22 protein-coding genes are annotated in these 24119 nt (G+C 48.8%); 21 read left to right on the top strand and 1 reads right to left on the bottom strand.

All coding sequences use genetic code 11. The features are described 5' to 3' along the window. Nucleotides 1-25 precede the first annotated feature (25 nt). From K0036_RS05050 to lgt, 17 genes are all read left to right on the top strand, one after another. Nucleotides 26-895, top strand: a complete 870-nt coding sequence (locus K0036_RS05050; protein WP_025644878.1) for a YitT family protein — start codon at nucleotides 26-28, stop codon at nucleotides 893-895. Nucleotides 896-982: 87 nt separating this feature from the next. Beyond that, complete coding sequence (locus tag K0036_RS05055) at nucleotides 983-1336, top strand: Hpt domain-containing protein (protein ID WP_025644876.1); 354 nt, start codon at nucleotides 983-985, stop codon at nucleotides 1334-1336. Then, nucleotides 1333-3384: a diguanylate cyclase domain-containing protein gene (locus tag K0036_RS05060; RefSeq protein WP_025644874.1), complete on the top strand. Its 2052-nt coding sequence runs from the start codon at nucleotides 1333-1335 to the stop codon at nucleotides 3382-3384. The genes K0036_RS05055 and K0036_RS05060 overlap by 4 nt, the downstream gene beginning before the upstream one ends. Before the next feature lie 147 nt (nucleotides 3385-3531). Continuing rightward, a complete protein-coding gene (locus K0036_RS05065; RefSeq protein ID WP_173693758.1) occupies nucleotides 3532-4998 on the top strand; it encodes a UDP-N-acetylmuramoyl-L-alanyl-D-glutamate--2,6-diaminopimelate ligase in 1467 nt (488 codons plus the stop codon). Then, nucleotides 4988-7216, top strand: coding sequence for a replication restart helicase PriA (priA, locus tag K0036_RS05070; RefSeq protein ID WP_220430878.1), 2229 nt, complete (start codon nucleotides 4988-4990; stop codon nucleotides 7214-7216). The genes K0036_RS05065 and priA overlap by 11 nt, the downstream gene beginning before the upstream one ends. A gap of 13 nt (nucleotides 7217-7229) precedes the next feature. Beyond that, nucleotides 7230-7703, top strand: a complete 474-nt coding sequence (def, locus tag K0036_RS05075; protein WP_025644868.1) for a peptide deformylase — start codon at nucleotides 7230-7232, stop codon at nucleotides 7701-7703. Beyond that, nucleotides 7704-8642 carry a methionyl-tRNA formyltransferase gene (gene fmt / locus K0036_RS05080; protein WP_220430879.1) on the top strand — a complete coding sequence of 313 codons (939 nt, stop codon included), beginning with the start codon at nucleotides 7704-7706 and terminating at the stop codon, nucleotides 8640-8642. It abuts the gene before it with no gap. 103 nt (nucleotides 8643-8745) lie between these two features. Continuing rightward, nucleotides 8746-9447 carry a zinc metallopeptidase gene (locus tag K0036_RS05085; RefSeq protein ID WP_025644864.1) on the top strand — a complete coding sequence of 234 codons (702 nt, stop codon included), beginning with the start codon at nucleotides 8746-8748 and terminating at the stop codon, nucleotides 9445-9447. Nucleotides 9448-9461: 14 nt separating this feature from the next. Next, nucleotides 9462-10772 carry a 16S rRNA (cytosine(967)-C(5))-methyltransferase RsmB gene (gene rsmB / locus K0036_RS05090; protein WP_220430880.1) on the top strand — a complete coding sequence of 437 codons (1311 nt, stop codon included), beginning with the start codon at nucleotides 9462-9464 and terminating at the stop codon, nucleotides 10770-10772. Next, entirely contained in the window at nucleotides 10765-11835 is a 1071-nt protein-coding gene (rlmN, locus tag K0036_RS05095; RefSeq protein WP_220430881.1) for a 23S rRNA (adenine(2503)-C(2))-methyltransferase RlmN, read from the top strand. The genes rsmB and rlmN overlap by 8 nt, the downstream gene beginning before the upstream one ends. Continuing rightward, entirely contained in the window at nucleotides 11813-12556 is a 744-nt protein-coding gene (locus K0036_RS05100; RefSeq protein ID WP_025644858.1) for a Stp1/IreP family PP2C-type Ser/Thr phosphatase, read from the top strand. The genes rlmN and K0036_RS05100 overlap by 23 nt, the downstream gene beginning before the upstream one ends. Next, nucleotides 12550-14628 (top strand): Stk1 family PASTA domain-containing Ser/Thr kinase, encoded by a 2079-nt coding sequence (gene pknB / locus K0036_RS05105; protein ID WP_025644850.1) that lies wholly within the window; start codon nucleotides 12550-12552, stop codon nucleotides 14626-14628. Before K0036_RS05100 ends, pknB begins: the two co-directional genes overlap by 7 nt. Before the next feature lie 31 nt (nucleotides 14629-14659). Next, complete coding sequence (rsgA, locus tag K0036_RS05110) at nucleotides 14660-15538, top strand: ribosome small subunit-dependent GTPase A (protein WP_220430882.1); 879 nt, start codon at nucleotides 14660-14662, stop codon at nucleotides 15536-15538. A 2-nt stretch (nucleotides 15539-15540) separates the two neighbouring features. Then, the gene (rpe, locus tag K0036_RS05115; RefSeq protein WP_220430883.1) at nucleotides 15541-16203 is read left to right on the top strand and encodes a ribulose-phosphate 3-epimerase; all 663 of its coding nucleotides are present in this window, start codon (nucleotides 15541-15543) and stop codon (nucleotides 16201-16203) included. Then, on the top strand, nucleotides 16196-16873 hold the full coding sequence (locus K0036_RS05120) for a thiamine diphosphokinase (protein ID WP_025644844.1): 678 nt from the start codon (nucleotides 16196-16198) through the stop codon (nucleotides 16871-16873). The genes rpe and K0036_RS05120 overlap by 8 nt, the downstream gene beginning before the upstream one ends. Nucleotides 16874-16925: 52 nt before the next feature. Next, nucleotides 16926-18026: a redox-regulated ATPase YchF gene (gene ychF, locus K0036_RS05125; RefSeq protein ID WP_025644842.1), complete on the top strand. Its 1101-nt coding sequence runs from the start codon at nucleotides 16926-16928 to the stop codon at nucleotides 18024-18026. 15 nt (nucleotides 18027-18041) lie between these two features. Further along, the gene (gene lgt / locus K0036_RS05130) at nucleotides 18042-18908 is read left to right on the top strand and encodes a prolipoprotein diacylglyceryl transferase (RefSeq protein ID WP_173693762.1); all 867 of its coding nucleotides are present in this window, start codon (nucleotides 18042-18044) and stop codon (nucleotides 18906-18908) included. An 87-nt stretch (nucleotides 18909-18995) separates the two neighbouring features. On the opposite strand, the gene K0036_RS05135 is transcribed toward lgt, so the two are convergent. Continuing rightward, complete coding sequence (locus tag K0036_RS05135) at nucleotides 18996-19619, bottom strand: manganese efflux pump (protein ID WP_173693763.1); 624 nt, start codon at nucleotides 19617-19619, stop codon at nucleotides 18996-18998. A gap of 129 nt (nucleotides 19620-19748) precedes the next feature. Between K0036_RS05135 and K0036_RS05140 the strand changes: the two genes are divergently transcribed. The 4 genes from K0036_RS05140 (at nucleotide 19749) to K0036_RS05155 (ending at nucleotide 24102) form a co-directional block, all read left to right on the top strand. Next, nucleotides 19749-20699: a calcium/sodium antiporter gene (locus K0036_RS05140; RefSeq protein WP_025644835.1), complete on the top strand. Its 951-nt coding sequence runs from the start codon at nucleotides 19749-19751 to the stop codon at nucleotides 20697-20699. 189 nt (nucleotides 20700-20888) lie between these two features. Beyond that, the gene (locus K0036_RS05145; protein WP_025644833.1) at nucleotides 20889-21578 is read left to right on the top strand and encodes an N-acetylmannosamine-6-phosphate 2-epimerase; all 690 of its coding nucleotides are present in this window, start codon (nucleotides 20889-20891) and stop codon (nucleotides 21576-21578) included. A 50-nt stretch (nucleotides 21579-21628) separates the two neighbouring features. Continuing rightward, nucleotides 21629-22549: a dihydrodipicolinate synthase family protein gene (locus K0036_RS05150; RefSeq protein ID WP_173693765.1), complete on the top strand. Its 921-nt coding sequence runs from the start codon at nucleotides 21629-21631 to the stop codon at nucleotides 22547-22549. Between the two features lie 47 nt (nucleotides 22550-22596). Continuing rightward, the gene (locus tag K0036_RS05155; protein WP_025644829.1) at nucleotides 22597-24102 is read left to right on the top strand and encodes a sodium:solute symporter; all 1506 of its coding nucleotides are present in this window, start codon (nucleotides 22597-22599) and stop codon (nucleotides 24100-24102) included. Nucleotides 24103-24119 lie beyond the last annotated feature (17 nt).

Raw genomic sequence — 24119 nt, forward strand, 5'->3', positions numbered from 1 at the left:
TTTGGCTGATAAGGAGGTATTTGATATGGGAAAGATAAATTGGAAGGAATGGGGGATGGACATTCTTGTGGATCTATTCGCGGGAATGATCATCGCCATAGGAATCTATAACTTTGCGCTGAATGCTAATTTCCCGGTAGCGGGGTTCTCGGGAATTGCCATCATCATGTATCATTTGATCGGGCTGCCGGTGGGAGCCGGGACGATTCTTTTAAATGTTCCGGTGGCAATTTTCTGCTATAAGTTCCTGGGAAGGACATTTTTTATCAAATCTGTAAAGTCTATGGTTATCTCATCCTTCCTGATGGACTATATTGCGCCGCTGCTGCCGGTATACGAGGGCAGCAGGCTTTTGGCGGCGCTGTGCATGGGCGTGCTGTCCGGAGCAGGATATGCGCTGATATTTATGAGAGGCTCATCTACTGGCGGCCAGGATTTCATCAGCGTGGCGATTAAGAAGGTAAAGCCGCATGTTACCCTGGGCATGATTACATTCGTGCTGGATGTGGCAACCATCGTGCTGGGAAGCGTCCTGGTATTCAAGGATGTGGACGGGTTCATCTATGGCGTGATCGTTACTTATCTCATGGCGATCGTCATGGACCGGATCCTTTATGGCATCGACGAAGGCAAGATGACATTTATTGTGACGGAGCATGGCGAGGAGGTTTCAAAGCATATTGACGCCTATTCCGGCAGAGGCTCCACGATTCTAAGAGGAATGGGAGGCTATTCAAAGCAGGAGAAGGATGTGGTGATGTGCGCGTGCAACAACAAGCAGATGTACGCGATCAAGAAGATGGTCCATAAGATCGATCCCCAGGCATTTACGATTATTATGGAGTCCAATGAAGTCGTGGGAGAGGGCTTCAAGGAAGAAAGTGGATTAGATTGACAATTCTGCTGCCCTAGGAGTAGAATTAAAGATAATCAGGTTGGTTTCGCAAAAGATACATGAAGTAATCGGAAATGGAGGCGTATCGTGAGTGTACAGGAGTTCTACGAGTCTATAGGAGTAAACTATACGGATGTATTAAGAAGGCTTGGCAGTGAAAAATTTATTGAGAAATATTTAAAGAAGATGCTGGATGACGGCAACTACGATATATTAAGGCAGGCAGTCGAGAAAGGAGACTTTCCCGAAGCATTCCGGGCATCCCATACCCTCAAAGGAATCTGCCTGAATCTGGGGCTTTCCACGCTTAGCGAATCCAGCAGCATGCTTACAGAGGAACTGAGGGATGATCCTGACGGGAAGAAGGTCAGAGAGTTGTTTGCCAAGGTGGAAGACGATTATAAGAATATTACGGAAGGAATAAGAAATATTCTACTATGATGAAGATGCAGAAGATATTGGTGGTCGACGATTCGGAGATGAACCGCTCGATTCTTGCCGATATGCTGGAAGATGAGTATGAGATTATAGAGGCTAGGAACGGAATCGAGGCAATAACGGCAATCAAGAAGCAGGAAGATGAGATATGTCTTGTGCTTCTTGATATCATAATGCCGGAGATGGATGGCTTCGAAGTACTGACCGTTATGAACAGGGGCGGCTGGATAGAAAATATCCCCGTGATCATGATATCTGCGGAAGTATCGTCCACCTATGTGGACCACGCGTATGATCTGGGGGCAGTGGATTATATCAACCGTCCATTTGATGGCAAGGTCGTACGGCGCAGGGTCAAGAATACGATCATGCTGTACGCCAAGCAGAAGATGCTGCAAGGCATGATCATGGAGCAGGTCTTTGAAAAGGAAAAGAACAGCAATCTCATGATCGAGATACTAAGCAACATTGTCGAATTCCGTAATGGGGAGAGCGGCCTGCATGTACTGCATATCCGCACGATAACGGAGACGCTTCTTAAGCAGCTGGCAAGGAAGACAAGCCAGTATGGCCTGACGCATTCCAGAATCATGATGATCAGCAACGCCTCGGCGCTGCATGACATTGGAAAGGTATCCATCGATGAGAAGATACTGAACAAGCCTGGCAAACTGACGGATGAGGAATTTGAGATTATCAAGACCCATGCCGAGATTGGCGCCGAGATGATGAAGAATGTTCCCTTCCGGCAGAATGAGGAACTGGTAAAGATCGGGTATGATATCTGCCGCTGGCATCATGAGCGGTATGACGGCAAGGGATATCCGGACGGCCTGAAGGGGGAAGAGATACCGATCGCGGCCCAGGTAGTGGCCTTGGCGGACGTATATGACGCGCTGATCAGCGAGCGGGTCTACAAGCCGCCTTTTACCCCGGATCAGGCGCTGTCCATGATCCTGAATGGAGAGTGCGGGACATTTAATCCGGTACTTCTGGAGTGCTTAAGAGAGGCAAAGGATTACATAGAGAAAGAATTGGAAATCAATTCCCTAAAAGAAATGACGCAGAATGAGATGCAGGATATCACGGCGGAATTGATCGCAAAAGGAGATATGACCGCGTCAGACCGCACTTTGCGCCTTCTGGAGCAGGAAAGAATCAAGTACCAGTTCTTTGCTTCCATGTCTCAGGAGATTCAGTTTGAATACAATGCCTTGGCGGACATGCTTATTTTTTCAGAATGGGGGTCCAACTATCTTGGGATCGGCGAGTTAATTATGAAGCCGTTTGAGAATGCGCAGATACTGGAACTTGTCAACAAGGATGATCTGGACGATATCCGCCACAAGGTCAAAAAGACCACCTTCCTGAACCCGATTGTCAGTTCCAATTATCTGCTGACCATCAATAAGGAGAAGCGCTGGTGCAAGCTGGTGGTCCGGGCACTATGGTCAGGCGAGGAAAGCACAGAGATGACGGGAGCCATAGGCAAGTTCACGGACATCCATGAGGAGCATGAGAAGATTGACAGCCTGGAGAAGATGGCGGCCCAGGATTTGCTGACGAATCTGTATAACCATGTGAATGCCAGAAAGCAGATTGAACAAAGGATCCAGGCAGGAGATGGCAAGAAGTTTGGCATGATACTGTTTGATATCGACTATTTTAAGAATGCCAACGATCAATATGGCCATCTGTTTGGAGACTGCGTATTAAAATACATTGCAGGCAAGCTGATGAAGAACATACGTAAGGAAGATATCGCGGCAAGAGTCGGCGGGGATGAATTCATGGTATTCACGGAATATACGGACAACTTTGAGCCGCAGGCGAGCCGGATATTCCGTACGCTTACCGATTACTACGAGAACTTCCGCATCTCCGTGAGCATGGGTGTGGCTACCTATCCGGAAAACGGAAAAGATTATGAGCAGTTATTCCATTGTGCGGATCAGGCGCTGTATGCGTCCAAACGGGGCGGACGAAATCAGTTTAAATTTTACGACGATTCGATGAGAGGGATGCTGTCGGTATTGTCGCCGATCGATTAAGGGGCTGGGAATCCAGCCTCTTTTTTAGGCAGTAATTGCAATTGCCAGAGCACAATTTAATCTTTGCTGTGTGTTGAAATAATGGTATAATAATGCCATATGGCAAAATGGACACAGGAAGTATAAATTTTTAGGAGGCTTATTTTTATGAAACTGACACAGTTATTGGAGCGTTTGGAATATGAGATCCGTCAGGGCAGCGATGAGGTTGAAGTGACAGAATTGATCAATGATTCCCGCAAGGTTACAGAAGGGAGCGTCTTCGTATGCATCAGCGGAGCCGTATCAGACGGACATAAATATATTGACGATGTAGCAGCTAAGGGGGCCGTGGCAGTGATCGTGGAACGCCCGGTAGAAGCGCCAAAAGGGCTTACGGTGATTCACGTGGATGATACCCGTTACGCACTGGCGCTTATGTCCGCCGCCTACTTCGGATATCCCGCAGAGAAGTTAAAGGTCATCGGGATTACCGGGACGAAGGGCAAGACTACGACCACATACATGGTCAAGTCTATCCTGGAGGGAGTGGGCCACAAAGTAGGCCTGATCGGCACCATTGAGGCAATTATCGGGGATAAGGCCATCCCGGCGAACAATACGACGCCGGAGTCTTATACGATCCATCAGTATTTTGCGCAGATGGTGGAAGCCGGATGCGACAGCGTGGTTATGGAGGTTTCCTCCCAGGGCCTGATGCTTCACAGGACAGCCGGCATCCAGTTTGAGATTGGAATCTTTACGAACCTGGGGGAGGATCATATCGGCCCGAACGAGCATAAGGACTTCGAAGATTACAAACGCTGCAAAGGGATCCTGTTTACACAGTGCAATCTGGGAATTGCCAATGTGGATGACAGATGGTATGAAGACGTATTTAAGAATGCCACGTGCAAAGTGGAGACTTTTGGATTCTCGGAGAAGGCAGACCTTCGTGCTACAGACGTGCAGCATATTTCAAGGCCTGGATATCTGGGAGTCAAGTACCAGGTAAATGGCCTGATGGACTTTGATGTGGAGATTGATATTCCGGGCGATTTCAGCGTCTACAATTCCTTAACCGCTATCGCGGTGTGCAGGCATTTTGATGTGCCTGTGGAGAATATTAAGACAGCGCTTAAAGTGGCAAAGGTAAAAGGGCGCATCGAGATGGTAAAGGTGTCGGATGACTTTACGCTGATGATCGACTATGCCCACAATGCCATGAGTCTGGAAAGCCTGCTGCTGACCTTGAGGGATTACCATCCGCAGCGCATTGTTACGGTATTCGGCTGCGGCGGCAACCGCTCGAAGACCCGCAGGTATGAGATGGGAGAAGTGGCAGGACGGCTTTCCGACTTTACGGTTATCACATCAGATAATCCGAGGTTTGAAGAACCCCAGGCCATCATTGACGATATTATTGTAGGGATGAAGAAGACGGATGGAAAATATATATCCATCTGTGACAGGAAAGAGGCCATCAAGTATGTCATCGAGAACGGACAGCCGGGCGACGTCATCATTCTGGCCGGAAAAGGCCATGAGACCTATCAGGAGATCAAGGGCGTCAAGCATGATATGGATGAGCGCGTCCTGATCCGGGAAATATTAGAGGAGTTAGATGTACGCTGATATCATTATTGACATAACACATGAAAAACTGGATAAAGTATTCCAATACAGCATCCCCTCCCATCTTGAGGGGATGCTTAAGGTTGGCACGGAAGTCGTGGTGCCTTTTGGAAGAGGCAATAAAGAGACGAAGGGTTACGTGACCGGATTCTCCAGGGAAGCCGGGTATGATGTATCAAAGATCAAGCCGGTTGCCGGAATTGCCAAGGACAGCGTGGCGATCGAGTCTAAACTGGTGGCTTTGGCTGCCTGGATGAAGGAGTATTATGGGGGGACCATGATACAGGCGCTTAAGACGGTGATTCCCATCAAGCGTACGGAGCGTGTCAAAGAAAAGAGGAGGATCCGCCTGCTGCTTGATGAAGAGGCTGGGAAAAAGATGCTGGATGTCTGCCTTCATAAGAATCAGAAGGCCAGAGCCAGGCTTTTGGCGGCATTATTGGATGAGCCGGAGCAGGAGTACGAACTTTTGACCAGGAAGCTGAATATCACCAGGGCAGTGGTAAGAGCGCTGGAGGAGCAGAAGATCGTGGCGCTTGAATCGGAGCAGGTATTCCGCAATCCCGTAAAGCATAGAGTGCGGGAAAGGGAAGAAGTCAGGCTTACGGATGAGCAGCGGCATGCCATCGGCGTATTCTGGGATGACTATAGACAGGGAAAGCGGGAAAACTATCTTGTATATGGGGTTACCGGAAGCGGGAAGACGGAAGTCTATATGGAGATGATTGACAGAGTGCTGAAGGAAGGCGGGCAGGCCATCGTCCTGATCCCGGAGATTGCCCTTACGTATCAGACGGTCATGCGGTTCTATGGGAAGTTTGGCGACCGGGTGTCCATCTTGAATTCCAGGATGTCCCAGGGAGAGCGGTTTGACCAGATGGAACGGGTGAAGGCAGGAGAGGTTGACGTAATGATTGGCCCGCGCTCTGCCTTATTTACGCCATTTCCCAATCTGGGACTGATCGTCATTGATGAAGAACATGAGACGACCTATAAAAGCGAGCAGGTTCCCAGATATCATGCCAGGGAGACTGCCATGATGCGGGGAAAGATGGAAGGCGCAAGCGTGGTGCTGGGCTCGGCCACTCCGTCGCTGGAAGCCTTCTATGGCTGCAAGAGGGGACGCATCAAGATGCTGGAACTTAAAAACAGGGCTACGCTCCAGGAATTGCCTGAGGTATATGTAGAAGACATGCGCAAGGAGATGAAGGCAGGCAATCGTTCGATTTTAAGCGACCATCTGAAAGAACTGATGGAGGAGCGGCTGGAGAAAAAGGAGCAGATCATGCTTTTTTTGAACCGAAGAGGATATGCGGGCTTTGTTTCTTGCAGAGCCTGCGGATATGTAGTAAAATGTCCTCATTGCGACGTATCCTTATCGGCGCATAAGAATGGGAAGATGGTCTGCCACTACTGCGGATACGAAGAACCCCAAGTCAATCTGTGTCCTTCCTGCGGCTCACCATATATCGGGGGCTTCAAGGCCGGCACCCAGCAGATTGAAGAACTGGTGAAGCGGCAATTTCCAAGTGCCAGGGTCCTCCGGATGGACATGGATACCACAAAGGCCAAGGATGGCCATGAAAAGATCCTGGAGACTTTCGCTAATGAAGAGGCTGATATTCTGATTGGTACCCAGATGATCGTCAAGGGCCATGACTTTCCCAATGTTACTTTGGTTGGAATCCTGGCAGCGGATATGTCTTTGTATTCCAATGATTACCGGGCAGGCGAGCGGACATTCCAGCTTCTGACCCAGGCGGCCGGAAGGGCCGGAAGAGGAAGCAGCAAAGGGGAAGTCATAATCCAGACCTACAGCCCGCAGCACTACAGCATCCAGATGGCAGCAGCCCAGGATTACGAAGGATTCTATAAAGAAGAGATGGATTACCGGGAATTAATGGGGTATCCGCCGGTGGAACAGCTGCTTGCGGTGCTGATGACAGGGCCGGATGAAGGCATGCTTGAGACGGCTGCCAGATATTTAAAGGAATTCGCGCAGCTTGCGGATAAGGATAAGGAACTTCAGATAATCGGCCCGGCCAGCCCCTATGTGGCAAAGGTGAGCGATGTCTACCGGAGAGTGCTCTACTTAAAAGGCGGGAACTATAAAAGGCTGGTAGAGGCGAAGAACCGGATGGAGCAGTATATAGAAATCAATAAAGGATTTCAGTCGCTGAGAATTCAGTTCGACTTTAATCCCATGAATGTATTTTAGAGGAGAGAAGCGTATGGCAACGAGAAAGATCAGAGAAATCGGAGACGAGGTTTTGACAAAACCATGCAAGGAAGTAACGAAGATCACATTAAGGACCAAAGTACTCATCAATGACATGCTGGATACTATGTATGAGGCGCTTGGCGTAGGATTGGCAGCGCCGCAGGTGGGCGTGCTTAAAAGAATCGTGGTAATCGATGTGGGGGAAGGCCCCATTGTGCTCATTAATCCAGAGATTATAGAGACCTCCGGCGAGCAGTCCGGGGAAGAAGGGTGCCTGAGCGTGCCTGGCAAGTCAGGCCTGGTGACGCGCCCGGATTATGTGAAGGTGCGGGCACTGAATGAAGACATGGAAGAGATTGAATTAGAGGGCGAAGGACTTCTTGCGAGAGCATTCTGTCATGAGATCGACCATCTGGATGGAAAGATGTATGTCGATCTGGTAGAAGGAGAATTGCACGACGTGAATTATGAGGAGGAAGCATAGATGAAGGTCATATTCATGGGTACGCCGGAGTTTTCTGTCGGGACGTTAAAAGCCCTGATAGAGGCCGGACATGAGGTGGTGCTGGCAGTCACGCAGCCGGATAAGCCAAAAGGAAGAGGCGGCAGGATGCAGTATCCGCCGGTGAAGGAGATGGCGCTGGAGTATGGGATTCCAGTATTCCAGCCTAAAAAGATCCGTGCGCCGGAGTGCGTAGAAGAACTTCGGAAATATGAGGCGGATATCATGGTAGTCATTGCCTTTGGACAGATTCTTCCGAAAGAGATTCTTGAGATGACGCCTTATGGCTGCGTCAACGTTCATGCGTCCCTCCTGCCCAAGTACAGAGGGGCCGCGCCGATCCAATGGGCAGTCATCAATGGGGAGAAGGTCTCCGGGGTGACTACGATGCAGATGGATGAAGGACTGGATACCGGAGATATGCTTTTAAAAGAAGAAGTGATGCTGGACGAAAAAGAGACCGGAGGAAGCCTGCATGATAAACTGGCTGAGGCAGGCGCCAAACTCTGCGTGCGCACCTTAAAAGCGCTGGAAGATGGAAGCGCCGTGAGAGAGAAGCAGGGAGAAAGCCCCACAGAATATGCCAGAATGCTGACTAAGGAACTGGGCTGCATCGACTGGACTAAAGACGCCGCCTCCATCGAACGTCTGGTCAGAGGCTTGAATCCGTGGCCCAGCGCTTATACGGACTGGAATGGAAAAGTCATGAAGATCTGGGAGGCAAAAGACATGGAAGGCGAGACAGGCAAGGCTCCCGGAACCATCGTCAAGATAGAAAAAGACGGATTCCTGGTGCAGGCAGGAGCGGGACTACTGAAAATCCTGGAACTGCAGATCCCAGGCAAGAAGCGGATGAAGGCAGACGCGTTTCTGAGAGGCTATCAGGTGGAAGAAGGGACGATGCTGGCCTCCAATATCTGAGGAAATCATTAATAATTGTTAAATTTGTATGAAAAGACGTTTTTTTGTCGGGTTTTCATATATAATAACAAATATATTTTTAAAAGCAGGAGGCGTATAAAGTATGTATTATCCTATGTTTTTTGAACCAACATATATGCTGGTCATTATAGGCGTGATCATCTGTCTGTTGGCTTCTTCCAGGATGAAGTCGACATTTAATAAATACTCCCGTGTCAGGAACCATTCCGGCATGACGGGAAGAGAAGCAGCAGAACAGGTCTTAAGAGGGGCCGGCATCTATGATGTAAGAGTCGAGCATATTTCCGGAGATCTGACAGACCACTATGATCCGAGGACCAAGGTGCTGCGGCTGTCGGATGCTACCTATAATTCTACATCCGTGGCAGCGGTGGGAGTTGCGGCACATGAGTGCGGGCATGCGATCCAGCACGCCACAGGGTACGCGCCGCTTAAGATCCGCGGGGCGCTGGTGCCAGTGGCGAACTTTGGAAGCACGATAGCATGGCCGTTGATCCTGATCGGCCTGCTTTTTAGCAGCCAGTCATCCATGCTGTTTTTGAATCTGGGAATCATAGCCTTTTCTTTGGCAGTATTATTCCAGATCGTCACCCTGCCGGTGGAGTTCAATGCGTCCAGCAGGGCCATACGCATATTGGGCAGCAGCGGCATGTTATATGAGGATGAAGTAGATGCTACGAAAAAGGTGCTCTCTGCGGCGGCTCTGACGTATGTGGCAGGCGCAGCCTCTGCAATCCTGCAGCTTCTGCGTATCATACTGCTGGCCAACAGCAGAAGGGATTAGATGGAGGAAGAAGAATGGCAGCATCTGTAAACGGGCGCGAACTCGTGCTTGATATACTGCTTCAGATCACAAGAGACGGGGAATATAGTCATATTGCCCTTAAGAATGTTCTTGATAAATATCAGTATCTTGATAAGAAAGAGCGTGCATTTATCACGAGAGTGGTAAATGGCACGCTTGAACATATGATAGAAATCGACTATATCATTAATCAATTTTCCAAAGTTAAGGTTCAGAAAATGAAGCCTGTCATCAGGACGATCATACGCAGCGCGGTATACCAGTTAAAATATATGGATAGCGTGCCGGATTCCGCTGTCTTAAACGAGGCAGTAAAACTTGCTTCAAAACGTGGATTTTCAACGTTGAAAGGATTTGTAAACGGGGTGTTAAGGAGCATAAGCCGCAATCTGGCAAATGTCGCGTATCCCCCCGAGGAAGACCGGCTTGCGTGGATGGAGGTCCGCTACAGCCTGCCCCAGTGGATCCTAAAGCAGTGGCTTGCATCGTATGATGAAGAGACGGTGAAGAGGATGGCAGAAGATTTCCTGAAAGAGAAGCCCATAACGGTAAGGTGCAATCTGGAAAAGATTACGAAAGAAGAACTGCTCAGACTGCTGAAAGAAGAAGGCGTTACGGTGGAAGAGGAGCCAGATGTCCCTTATGTGCTATACTTATCGGGATATGACCATCTGGCAGGATTAAATAGCTTCCGACAGGGATACTACCAAGTACAGGATATCAGTTCGATGCAGGTAGCCCAGTGGGCAGCGCCTGAGACGGACGATTATATTATTGACGTGTGCGCGGCGCCGGGGGGAAAGGCCATCCATCTGGCGGAGATGCTGGCGGAAACCGGTCATGTGGAAGCCAGGGATCTGACGGAGTATAAGGTAGGGCTGATCCGGGAGAATATCTTAAGGAGCGGCCTTCATAATATAGAAGCAGTCCGTAAGGATGCCACGGTTCAAGATGAATCATCCATTAGAAAAGCAGATATCGTCATAGCCGATCTGCCATGTTCTGGCCTGGGCGTGCTGGGGAAAAAGCCGGATCTGAAGAGCCGGATGACAGAAGAGATGCAGAAGGAATTGGCATTGCTGCAGCGCAGCATGCTAAGAGTCGTTAAGGAGTATGTAAAGCCTGGCGGAAAACTTCTATACAGCACTTGCACGATCAGCAGAGACGAGAATGAAGAGAATGCAAGATGGTTAACGGAAATAGATCCGAAGTTCCGCCTGATCCGCCAGAAGCAGATGCTTCCGGGAAGGGATCCGGGGGATGGATTCTATATCGCCATGTTCCAGAGGGAGAATCATGAGTAAGAAAGATATATGCTCTTATAGTTTTGAAGAATTGAAAGAAGAGATCGCACGGATTGGAGAGAAGGCTTTCCGCAGCACTCAGATCTATGAATGGCTGCATGTAAAACTCGCAGAGAGCTTTGATGAGATGACCAACCTCTCAAAGGCGCTTCGGGAAAAGTTGAAGGAAGAGTATGAGATCGCGAAAGTCAAGATGATTGACCATCAGGTTTCCAAGGTAGATCCTACAGAAAAGTTCCTGTTCGAATTGTGCGACGGCAATATGATCGAGAGCGTGCTGATGAAGTATAACTATGGCAATTCCGTATGCATCTCGTCTCAGGCCGGATGCCGCATGGGATGCCGGTTCTGCGCCTCCACCATCGGAGGGCTGGAAAGAAGCCTGGCGCCTTCCGAGATGCTCAGGCAGATCTATCAGATTCAGAAGATGACGGGAGAGCGGGTATCCAACGTAGTTGTCATGGGCACTGGGGAGCCGCTGGATAATTATGATAACTTCGTGAAATTCATCCATATGCTGAGCGATGAGCATGGACTACATATCAGCCAGCGCAACATCACAGCCTCCACCTGCGGCATTGTTCCGAATATGAAGAGGCTTGCGGATGAAGGCCTTCAGATTACGCTTGCCCTCTCCTTGCATGGATCGACGCAGGAGAAGCGTAAGAAGCTGATGCCGGTGGCAAACCGATACGAACTTCCGGAAGTCCTGGATGCCTGCGATTACTATTTTGAAAAGACGGGGAGGCGGATCACCTTTGAATATAGTCTGGTAGAAGGCGTGAACGATCAGATAGAGGATGCCAGAGAACTGATCTTTATATTGAAGAAGCGGAATTGTCATCTGAATCTGATTCCGGTGAATCCGATCAAGGAGCGGGACTTCAAGAAGCCGGACAGGAAAAATGCCCTTGAATTCAAAAATAAACTTGAAAAAAACGGAATTAATGTTACTATAAGAAGGGAAAGAGGCTCGGATATCGACGGAGCCTGCGGCCAGCTGCGCAGACGCCATACGGCCGCGAATGAAGGAGAACCAGATGAAGATATATGCAATGACTGATGTTGGGAGAAAACGCGAGATAAACCAGGACTACGTATATGTGACGGATAAGCCCATCGGGCCATTCCCGAATCTCCTTGCGGTTGCCGATGGAATGGGCGGCCACAAGGCTGGAGACTTCGCGTCCAAATATACGGTGAAGGTATTGCGGGAAGAATTAGAGGATACGCCTTTGGATAAGCCGGAGGAGATCTTGCGCAACGTCGTTGGCATTGCAAATCATAAGCTGATTGAGGCAGCATCCACAGACATTAAGCTGGAAGGGATGGGCACGACACTGGTAGTAGCCACTGTGGTAGGCAATACGCTTTATTTTGCCAATGTGGGAGACAGCAGGCTCTATCTGATCAACGATAAGATCCGGCAGATCTCCAAGGATCATTCCCTGGTAGAGGAAATGGTAAGGCTTGGAGGCATCAAGGCCGAAGAGGCCAAGAATCACCCGGATAAGAATATTATAACGCGTGCCATTGGAGTCAAGGAAGATGTGGAGGCAGACATCTATGAATACCGCTTGAAAAAGGGGGATGTCATTTTGATGTGTACCGATGGGCTCAGCAACATGGTGGAAGATGAAGATATGTTCGATATCGTCAAGGGTTCCCGGGATGTGGTAGAGGCAGTACAGATGTTGATCGAGAAGGCAAATAGCAATGGCGGGAGAGATAACATAGGGGTTGTTATAGCGGAGCCACTTGCGGATGAGGTGAGTATATGGTAAAAGATGGTATTTTTCTTGGTAAAAGGTATGAAGTGTTAAGTAAGATTGGAGCAGGGGGGATGGCCGATGTCTATAAAGGCAAAGACCATATGCTCAATCGTTACGTGGCAATCAAGGTCCTGAAAAAGGAATTTAAGGAAGACGAGAATTTTGTGCGCAAATTCCGTTCTGAGGCCCAGGCGGCAGCCGGGCTGATACACCCTAATGTGGTAAATGTGTATGACGTTGGGGAAGACCGCGGGCTTTACTACATGGTTATGGAACTCGTGGAAGGAATTACGCTCAAGGAATATATAGATAAGAAGGGAAGGCTTTCCCATAAGGAAACTATAAGCATCGCGATCCAGATGTGTACGGGGATCGGCGTAGCCCACGCGGCCAATATCATCCACAGAGATATCAAGCCGCAGAACATCATCATATCAAAAGACGGCAAGGTAAAGGTAACGGACTTTGGCATTGCCAAGGCAACGACATCCAATACGATCAGTTCCAATGCAATGGGCTCTGTGCATTATACCTCTCCGGAGCAGGCAAGAGGCGGATTCAGCGATCAGAAGAGCGATATCTACTCAATCGGCATTACCCTGTATGAGATGGTAACGGGGCAAGTGCCTTTTGACGGCGACTCTACCGTTTCCGTAGCAATCAAGCATCTGCAGGAGGAGATTACCCCTCCGTCAGAGATCGTGCCGGATATACCGTACAGCCTGGAGCAGATTATATTGAAATGTACCCAGAAGAACGGGGAGAGAAGATACAAGAATACGGATGAGCTGATTCAGGACTTAAAACGCTCGCTGGTAGACCCGGACGGCGATTTTGTCATAATTCCGCCCCTGGGCAATGCGGATACGGTTATTATTACAGATGAAGAATTGGATGATATCCGCAGTTCTTATGATGAAGAAGACGATTTTGACGAGTATGACGAAGATGAATACGGCGACGAAGAGGAATTTGACGAGTACGACGAAGATGACGACGAGTACGATGAGTATGATGACGATGAGGAGTACGGCGGAAAAGGGAAGAAGGGCAAGGGTTCTGATGATGTAAACCCGCGCATGAAGAAGGTTATGAAGATCCTGACCATCGTAGTGGCGATTATTATCGTGTTCATCCTGGTATTTGCCATTGGCAAGGCAGCCGGCATATTTAAAGGCGGATTTGGCATTGATACGGTTGATACCGACGAGAAGGCAAAGGTGAAGGTGCCAAATGTAGTGGGAATGACGGAAGACGAGGCGAAGAAGACCCTGAACAAAAAGGGACTGGGCTTCAAAGTCGTTGCCAGAGAAGAGTCCAAGAAGTATGAGGAAGGCACGGTATCCAAGCAGAAGACGGAGGCGGGCAAGCGGGTTGCCAAGAATACGACCATACAGGTAGTGGTAAGTTCCGGCCTTATAGGAGATGAGATCACGGTACCGGATGTCAGCAACATGAGTGAGAGCGAGGCTCAGAAGGCGCTGGAGGATGCCGGATTTGAGAAGATCACATCGGATTTTGCATACAGCGATTCCGTAGCTGAGGGGGATGTCATTGGCACAACGCCTGCGGCGAATGCCAAGGCTACCAAGGACACGGAGATTGTCATGAAGGTGAGCAAAGGCTCAGAGAAAAAGACGGTTCCGAACGTTGTAGGCCAGCAGGACGGGGATGCCCAGAATGCTATTACCGCCGCAGGATTGACGGTAGGGACGGTTACCTATGAGTATTATGATGACGTTCCGAAGGGCCAGGTAGTATCCCAGACGGTGGCAGGCGGCAAGAAGGTTGCCCCGGGTACCAGCGTAGGACTGACGATCAGCAGCGGACCGAAGCCGCCGGAGAAGATTAGCGTGCCTCCAGTGACGAATACGACGCTGGATAATGCAAGACAGCTTTTAAGCAGTGCAGGCCTTAAGGCTGGAAATATAACCTATCAGCATAGCGATACGGTCGAGTCAGGCAATGTCATCAGCTGTAACCCAGGCGTGGGAAGCAGCGTGGATGAAGGATCGTCTGTAAGCCTGGTCGTAAGCCAGGGACCGGAGCAATCCGGTGGCGGAGAGCAGGAAGGCACCCAGTAACCGAGGCCAAGGAAGCAGACAGGATAGATATATGCAAGGAAAGATAGTAAAGGGTATTGCCGGATTCTACTACGTACATGTAGTAGAATCCGGTGTTTATGAATGTAAGGCCAAGGGCGCGTTCCGCAAGGAGAAGATTAAGCCATTGGTGGGGGATAATGTAATTATTGAAGTGCTGGATGAAGCGCAGAAGACGGGAAACATCAAGGAAGTACTGAAAAGAAAGAATGAACTGGTACGTCCCGCGGTCGCCAACATCGACCAGGCGCTGGTCGTATTTGCCATCGTAAGGCCCAACCCGCATTTTAACCTGCTGGACCGTTTTCTTGTAATGATGGAAAGCAAGAAGATCCCAGTGATTCTCTGTTTTAATAAAGAGGATATCGCAACCGATCCGCAGGTGAAGGAACTAGAAGCCATCTATGAGAACTGCGGCTATCCATTGATTTTTACCAGCGCTCTGGAAGATAAGAATATTGACCAGGTGAAGGAAGTGCTAAGAGGAAAGACGACGGCCATCGCTGGTCCATCCGGGGTGGGCAAGTCATCCATCATCAATATCCTCCAGCCCGAAGCCAATATGGAGACGGGCGCAATCAGCAGCAAGATCGAGAGGGGAAAGCATACCACCAGACATACGGAATTATTTCCGGTGGATGCGGATTCCTATATTATGGATACTCCCGGATTTAGCTCGCTGTATGTTAATGATTTTGAAAAGGAAGAACTGAAATACTACTTCCCCGAGTTTGCAGCATATGAAGGAACGTGCAAGTTCAATGGATGCGATCATATCCATGAACCGGGCTGCGCGGTAAAGGAAGCTGTGGAGGAAGGAAAGATTCATAAAGTACGGTATCAGAATTATATAGAGATGTATGAAGAACTAAAGAATAAGAGGAGGTATTGATGATGGAGTATATATTAGCCCCGTCAATTCTGGCTGCGGATTTCAAGAATCTGGGCCAGGAGATGAAGAAAACAGAAGAAAATGGTGCCAGATATCTGCATTTTGACGTGATGGATGGCATGTTTGTTCCCAGCATATCCTTTGGCATGCCGGTGCTCGCATCGATAAAGGATGGGACAAGCCAGACGATGGATGTACATCTGATGGTGCAGGAGCCCATCCGTTATGTGGAAGCATTTCAGAAAGCCGGCGCGGACATCCTTACAGTGCATTTGGAGGCATGTGAGGATGTGAAAGCGACCATTGATAAGATTCGGGAATGCGGTATGAAGGTTGGCCTGTCTATCTGTCCGGAGACGGAAGCGGAGGCACTAAAGCCTTATCTTAAGGAAGTTGACATGATTCTGGTGATGAGCGTCCATCCAGGATTCGGAGGACAGAAGTTTATCCCGGAATCTCTTGAGAAGATCCGCAAGGTTCGGGAAATGATAGAAGAACAAGGACTTTCCGTAGATGTGGAAGTCGATGGAGGAATCTACCTTACGAATGTCCGGGAAGTGCTGGATGCGGGAGTCAATGTTGTTGTTGCGGGCTCAGCAGTGTTTAAGGGCGAGCCGGAACAGAATACCAAAGAGTTTATGGAGATATTAAGGGATTATGAGTAAAAGGATTGTTATTGTAAGCGGCGGGCAGCTGGATGAGGAACTGACGCTTTCAATTCTTAAGGATGAGAAAAGCCAGTGTATTATTGGAGTAGATAAGGGCATGGAATTTCTGTATGCCCACCAGATCATGCCCAGTTATATTGTTGGTGACTTTGACAGCGTAAATGAAGAGATTGCCGATTATTACAGGAATGAGACCAATGTCCCGATCCGGGAATTCAATCCTGTAAAAGACGCGTCCGACACGGAAATCGCGGTCAGGCTGTCTCTTACGCTCGGGTGCAGCGAACTGATTATTCTGGGCGCCACAGGTGGAAGGATCGACCACCTGTGGGCCAACGTGCAGACCCTTACCATTCCATACAAGGCAGGGGTGGATGCAAAGATTATGGACAGCCAGAATATGATCCGCCTGATCGGGGGCGGTGATACGCATATCCGCAAGGATGAAGCATATGGGCCGTATTTTTCCGTGTTCCCGCTGGGCGAAGAGATCTTTGGATTTAACATAGAGGGCGCAAGGTATCCGCTTAGAAACCATACGCTTACGCCGTACGATAGCCTGTGCGTCAGCAACCAGATTGCAGAAGACGAAGAAGAAGTCATAATCAGTTTTCCGTCCGGCACCGTAATCTTGATGGAGACCCGTGACAAGAGAGAACAAAAGTGATACACTACTGTATGTTCTGAAGAATAATGAAGCATGAAGAGAGGATCTATAGATGAAGTTAGGAATCGTGGGGTTACCCAATGTTGGAAAAAGTACATTATTTAATTCATTGACGAAAGCAGGAGCAGAATCCGCCAATTATCCGTTTTGTACCATTGACCCTAATGTAGGCGTTGTAACCGTGCCGGATGAGAGGCTGAATGTACTGGGCGAGATGTATCACACCAAGAAGATCATTCCCGCGGCAATCGAGTTTGTGGATATTGCCGGACTTGTAAAAGGCGCCTCCAAGGGAGAAGGCCTTGGCAACCAGTTCCTTGCAAATATTCGTGAAGTCGACGCGATCGTCCACGTGGTACGCTGCTTCGAAGATGGCAATATCGTGCACGTAGACGGAAGCATCAACCCGTTGAGGGATATTGAGACCATCAATCTGGAATTAATTTTTTCAGATTTGGAAATACTTGAGCGTAGAATTGCAAAGACTACCAAGGTGGCAAGAAATGACAAGACGGCTGCAAAGGAACTGGCTTTGCTTGAAAAGATCAAGGCACATCTGGAAGAAGGAAGGCTTGCAAAGACTTTCGAGGGCGCTGAGGATGAGGAAGAACTGGCCTGGCTTACGGGGTATAATCTTCTGACCTATAAGCCGGTGATCTATGCGGCGAATGTAGCAGAGGATGATCTGGCCGACGACGGCGCCGGAAACGCCGGAGTACAGGCTGTAAGAGAGTACGCAGGGAAAGAGCAGAGCGAGGTGTTCGTAGTCTGCGCGCAGATCGAGCAGGAGATTGCCGAACTGGATGATGAGGAGAAGAAGATGTTTCTGGAAGATCTGGGATTGGAAGAATCCGGGCTTGAGAAACTGATTAAGGCAAGCTACCGGCTTCTGGGACTGATCAGCTATCTGACTGCCGGAGAGCCGGAGGTACGGGCATGGACCATTACCAAGGGCACGAAGGCTCCCCAGGCGGCAGGAAAGATTCATACAGACTTTGAACGGGGATTTATTCGGGCAGAGGTAGTTGCCTACGATGACCTGATTGAATGCGGAAGCCACAATGCAGCAAAGGAAAAGGGATTAATCAGGCTGGAAGGCAAAGACTACGTCGTACAGGACGGAGATATCATGCTGTTCCGCTTCAACGTATAGGAAGGAAGACCGAAGATGCACAGAACTATTGATTTTCCGAATATAGGGATACACCTTACGTCAGTAGGCGATCATATTACTATATTTGGCTTTGACATCGCGTTTTATGGTATGATTATAGGACTAGGAATACTGACGGGGCTTTTGATTGCCGCGGCAGAGGCAAAAAGAAGCGGGCAGAATCCGGAGGATTATTTTGATCTGGCAATCTATGCGGTGATATTTTCCATTATCGGGGCAAGGCTTTACTATGTGGCCTTCTCCTGGGATATGTACAAGGATGATCTGCTGAGCATCCTGAATATCCGTCAGGGGGGACTTGCAATCTATGGAGGCGTGATCGCGGCGGTAATCACGGTATTTGTATTTGCGAGGGTCAAGAAGATGTCGGCGACGCTGATACTGGATACCGCAGGCCTGGGACTTGTAGCCGGGCAGATGATTGGACGATGGGGCAACTTTTTTAACCGGGAAGCATTTGGCGAGTATACCAACAGTTTTCTGGCTATGCGGCTCCCGGTAGATGCAGTCAGAGGCTCAGATATTACTGAACTGATGCGCAAGAACATGGAGACGGTAAAAGGCGTATCCTATATCCAGGTACATCCTACCTTTCTCTATGAGTCGTTATGGTGCCTGATGGTTTTGATTATCATGCTGATATACAGAAAGCATAAGAAGTTTAACGGCGAGTTATTCCTGGTCTATCTGTTTGGATATGGCTTGGGACGATTCTGGATCGAGGGACTCAGGACAGACCAGCTGCTGATTCCGAAGATTGGGCTTCCGGTATCCCAGATACTGGCAGGAGTGCTGGTGGTGGCATCGCTGGCGCTTATTATCTATAAACGAATTGAATTGAAAAAAGTAGAGAAGGAATAAAAGGGTATCATAGATATCCCCTGCAAAGAATGCGAAGGCAATGTGCCTCAGGACTCTTTGCAGGGGATATTTTCATATAGGAATATGCTATCGTTTCAATATTGCCAGAATGATAAAGAGGGCGCCTCCTATAAAGGACAGATCCTTTGGGCATCGATTGCTGATCTTACGCCCGAGGAACAGGCCGAGATAGGTGAAGGCCTCTCCCATGGCGAATGTGGCAGCCACCGTCAGAGGAACGGAGATCTTGAGGAATGCGGCCATTGTGCCTGCTATGAGACTGTCAATAGACATGGCAAGGGAAAAGAAGATGGCCTCCTTCCAGGACAGGCAGTGACTCTGGTCGGCATCTGCCTCCATAGGATCGCTGTAAATATTAATGATGAAACGTAACTGTGAAAACGTAAAATGTATATCTTTTCGGACTTCCTTATGGTGCCTGAGATACTGCCGGATGCTGGAGTCCGTCAGTTTCAGGCACCCAAGGAAGAGGAGGCTGAAAAAACAGATCTCACGGGTGAATGTCTCCGGGATGATCCGGTCAAGGAGATTGCCGAACAGCAGGGATATGCCCAGGCATAGGCTGCATATCCCATTGACCGCAAGGATCTGCTTCCAGGAAAGCCGAACCTGGTTGGTGCCATATGCGGCGCTGGCAACAAAAGTGTCCAGGCAAAGGGCAGAAACGAGAAGGAAAATATGAAGAAACATAATAACATGCCTTTTTCCCTATTATATTCAGAAAAAGTCGTTCCGACATAACCTGGGATATATTTTGCGGAAGAAAATCATATATTTGCAGAGAAGATTCTTGTTCATAAGACAGAAAGTGGGCAAAATATGACGGTAGGGTACTATATTCTGATTTTCTTGTTTGGGCTGGTGCTCCTGGTATGGGGGAGCAGCCTGTTTGTAGACAGCGCTGTGTCTGTGGCCGGGAGGCTGCATCTTCCTGAGGTACTGATCGGGGCTACGATTGTAAGCCTGGGGACGACGCTTCCGGAGGTGCTGTTTTCAACCATGGCATCCGTGCGGCATCTTCCGGAAATGGCAATTGGCAATGCGCTGGGCTCCATTCTGTGCAATACCGGATTCATTGCAGGAATGATGCTGGTTTTGCGTCCGATTTATCTGAGCGGCAAGGCAGTGGCAAACGTCGTATCCGGGACGGTGTTCCTGGGCTTGTCATTTGCGGTGTATGTGGCGGGCGGCGTCATGGGGCAGGGACTATCCAGGACGACGGGCGGCATGCTTCTCGTCATCTGTATTCTGTTTCTTGCTTATAATGTACGCAATGCTTACAGCCAGCAGCAGGAGGAGAAGGAGATGCATGCCCAGGAACAGGCCTTTGGAATCAGCGACATTATCCGGCTTGTGCTGGAAGCGGTAGTGATCTATATCGGTGCCAGCATGCTGGTGGAAGTAGGGCCGAAGCTTGCCAGGGCCTTTGGCGTCCCGGAAATGATCATTTCTCTTACATTCGTGGCCTTAGGAACCTCTCTTCCGGAACTGGTCACCTCCCTTATGGCCCTTAGAAAGAAGCATGCATCCCTGTCTATGGGAAACATCATAGGAGCGGATATTCTGAATTTTGTGATGGTAGGGGGACTGTCGGCTGTCATCTGCCCGATCCCGTTCCAAGAGAGTATCTTGAAATTAGAACTCCCGGTTATCTTTTTCATGCTGTTTATTCTGTGTGTTCCATCTATTAGCAGGAAGAAGGCTGGCAGGCTGCAGGGGCTTCTTCTACTGGGAAGCTATATCCTGTATCTGACAGTTCTGGCGGCATAAGGTGGTTTTTTCTTGGAAAGAAGTAACCATGATTTGTGCAATATTACTAAAAAGAGAAGGTAAAAATATAGCTACGCAACTAAGGAAGTTGGAAAAGGATGAAAGAACTTTCAGAAGGATTCAAGTTGCTTGAAAATAAAAACAATGCTGTTATACTAAAGTCAGAAAAGACAAGGAAGGTGCACAAAGATGAATGAGAGAGTGAGCAATTTACAGGGGAAATTAATCGTATCCTGCCAGGCGCTGCCGCACGAACCCCTACATTCTTCTTTTATCATGGGAAGAATGGCTGTTGCGGCCAAAGAAGGCGGAGCGGCAGGCATCCGTGCCAATACAAAGGAAGATATTAAGGAGATACAGTCACAGGTCGATCTTCCGGTCATAGGCATCGTAAAGCGTGATTACGAAGGAAGCAAAGTGTATATCACGCCAACCATGAAGGAGATTGATGAGTTGATGGAAGTAGGGCCGGAGATCATCGCAGTGGATGCGACGTCTGACCTTCGCCCGGGTAATATAACGATCGATCAGTTCTTCGGACAGATCAAAGAGAAATATCCTGACCAGCTTCTTATGGCTGACTGCTCTACCATCGAAGAAGCAATTCATGCAGATGAGCTTGGGTTTGACTTTATTGGGACGACGATGGTAGGGTATACGGATCAAAGCAAGGGTGATCGGATAGAAGAAAACGATTTTGAAATCTTGCGCAAGATTGTAGCCAATGTAAAGAATAAGGTCATTGCAGAAGGCAATATTAATACGCCGCAGAAGGCCAGACGCGTGATCGAGCTGGGGGCATTCAGCGTTGTCGTAGGCTCCATTATTACGAGGCCGCAGCTGATCACCAAGTCATTTGCCGAGGAACTAGACAAATAAGAACATTATAACATCACATAAAAATAAAAAATGAAAAGGAGAAAAGCATTATGAGAAACTTGGACAAGTACAAAGGCGTCATTCCTGCATTCTATGCATGTTATGACAAAGAAGGCAACATTAGCCCCAAAGGCGTGCAGGAACTTACTAGATATTTTGTGGAAAAAGGGGTAAAAGGAATCTATGTAAACGGATCTTCCGGAGAGTGCATCTACCAGAGCGTGGAAGATAAGAAGATTGTTCTTGAGAATGTGATGAAGGCGGCAGAAGGAAAACTGACGGTGATCGCCCATGTTGCATGCAATAACACGAAGGATAGCCAGGAACTGGCGCGCCATGCGGAAAGCCTTGGAGTCGACGCGATTGCGGCAATCCCTCCGATCTACTTCCATCTGCCGGAATATGCCATTGCGCAGTACTGGAATGATATTAGTTCTGCTGCGCCAAATACAGATTTTGTAATCTATAATATTCCGCAGCTTGCAGGCGTCGCGCTTACCATGGGCCTGTTTGAGGAAATGAGAAAGAACCCAAGAGTAATCGGCGTTAAGAATTCTTCTATGCCAGTGCAGGATATCCAGATGTTCAAGCAGGCTGCGGGAGAAGACTATATTATCTTCAACGGTCCGGACGAGCAGTTTATGAGCGGCCGCGTGATCGGAGCAGAAGGAGCCATCGGAGGCACTTACGGGGCGATGCCAGAACTGTTCCTTAAGCTGGACGAGCATGTGAAGAATGGAGAGATTGAAAAGGCAAGAGAACTTCAGCACGCGATCAATGCGATCATCTACAAGATGTGTTCTGCCCATGGAAATATGTATGGAGTGATTAAGGAAATTCTTAAGAGGAATGAGAATCTGGAACTTGGCGGAGTCAGGGAGCCGCTGCCTTCATTGATAGACAGCGACATGCCGATCGTAGAAGAGGCGGCCAGAATGATCTGCGAAGCAAAAGAAAAGTATTTGGCATAGTATAAGCCAGCCCAGACACGAATGAGAGAGTTTTAGGAGGAAAAGACATGCAAGGCTTTACAGTAATTGATTTGGTTATTTTGATCGTATATCTGGCGGCAGTCCTGTTCGCCGGCCTTCACTTCGCGAAGAAGGAGATGAAGGGGAAGGAGTATTTCAAGAGTGACGGTACCGTGCCCTGGTGGGTAACGTCCGTATCTATCTTTGCAACCCTGCTTAGTCCGATATCTTTCCTGTCGCTTGCGGGAAACTCCTATGCAGGAACATGGATCATGTGGTTCGCCCAGCTGGGCATGCTGCTGGCAATCCCGCTTACCATCAAGTTCTTCCTGCCAATCTACAGCAAACTGGATATTGATACGGCGTATCACTATCTGGAATTAAGATTCGGAAGCAAAGGACTTCGCGTATTAGGCGCCGTAATGTTCATCATCTACCAGGTAGGGCGCATGTCTATCATCATGTACCTGCCGTGCATGGTATTGGGAAGCCTGACTGGCATCAGCGTGAATCTGCTGATTATCATTATGGGAGTCATCGCGATCATTTATTCTTACACAGGCGGATTAAAGTCCGTACTATGGACAGACTTCATACAAGGATCCGTATTGTTGATCGGCGTTACCTTCGCGCTGGTATTCCTTCTTTCACATATTGACGGAGGGCTTGGAGCCATCTTCACGGCATTTACTGCGGAACACAAATTCCTGGCAGTCGACCAGCCGATCTTTGACATCAATATATTAAAAGACAGCGTTTTCATTATGATCGTGGGCGCAGGCTTTAATACGATGGGCTCTTATGTATCCAGCCAGGACATCGTACAGCGTTTTACGACAACGACAGATACGAAGAAACTGAATAAGATGATGCTGACAAACGGAGCATTATCCATCTTTATTGCCACCGTATTCTACCTGATCGGTACAGGACTGTATGTATTCTACCAGCAGAACGCACTGCCGCCGGCAGCAGCGCAGGATCAGATATTTGCATCCTACATCGCGTTCGAGCTTCCGGTAGGCATCACGGGACTTTTGCTGGCGGCCATCTACGCGGCATCCCAGTCTACGCTGTCAACAGGGCTTAATTCTGTGGCGGCCAGCTGGACCTTGGATATTCAGGCAAGGCTTAGCAAGAAAGAGTTAAGTTTCGAGAAGCAGACCAAGATTGGACAGTATGTTTCCCTGATCGTCGGAATCTTCTCTATCGCGGTAGCCATGGTTCTGGCAAATGGCGGGGTTAAGTCCGCATACGAATGGTTCAACGGATTTATGGGACTGGTACTTGGAATCCTGGTTGGAACATTTATCCTAGGAGCATTTACGAAGGTAGCAAACACCTTTGGAGCAACGCTTGCATTTATCGCCGCATCAGCGGTCATGGTTGGAATCAAGTACTTCGCTCCGGCAGGCTCCGTATCCATCTGGTCCTACTCTTTGATCTCCATCGCGGTATCCTTAGTCGTAGGCATTCCGGCGAGCCTGATCTGGAGAAAGGTAAAGAACGATACATCCGTACCGGCTCCGAACACTACGGTTTTCAAAAAATAAGCCAAGGGAGAATAGAA

It is taken from the genome of [Clostridium] scindens, assembly GCF_019597925.1.
In the GTDB taxonomy this organism is placed as follows: domain Bacteria; phylum Bacillota; class Clostridia; order Lachnospirales; family Lachnospiraceae; genus Clostridium_AP.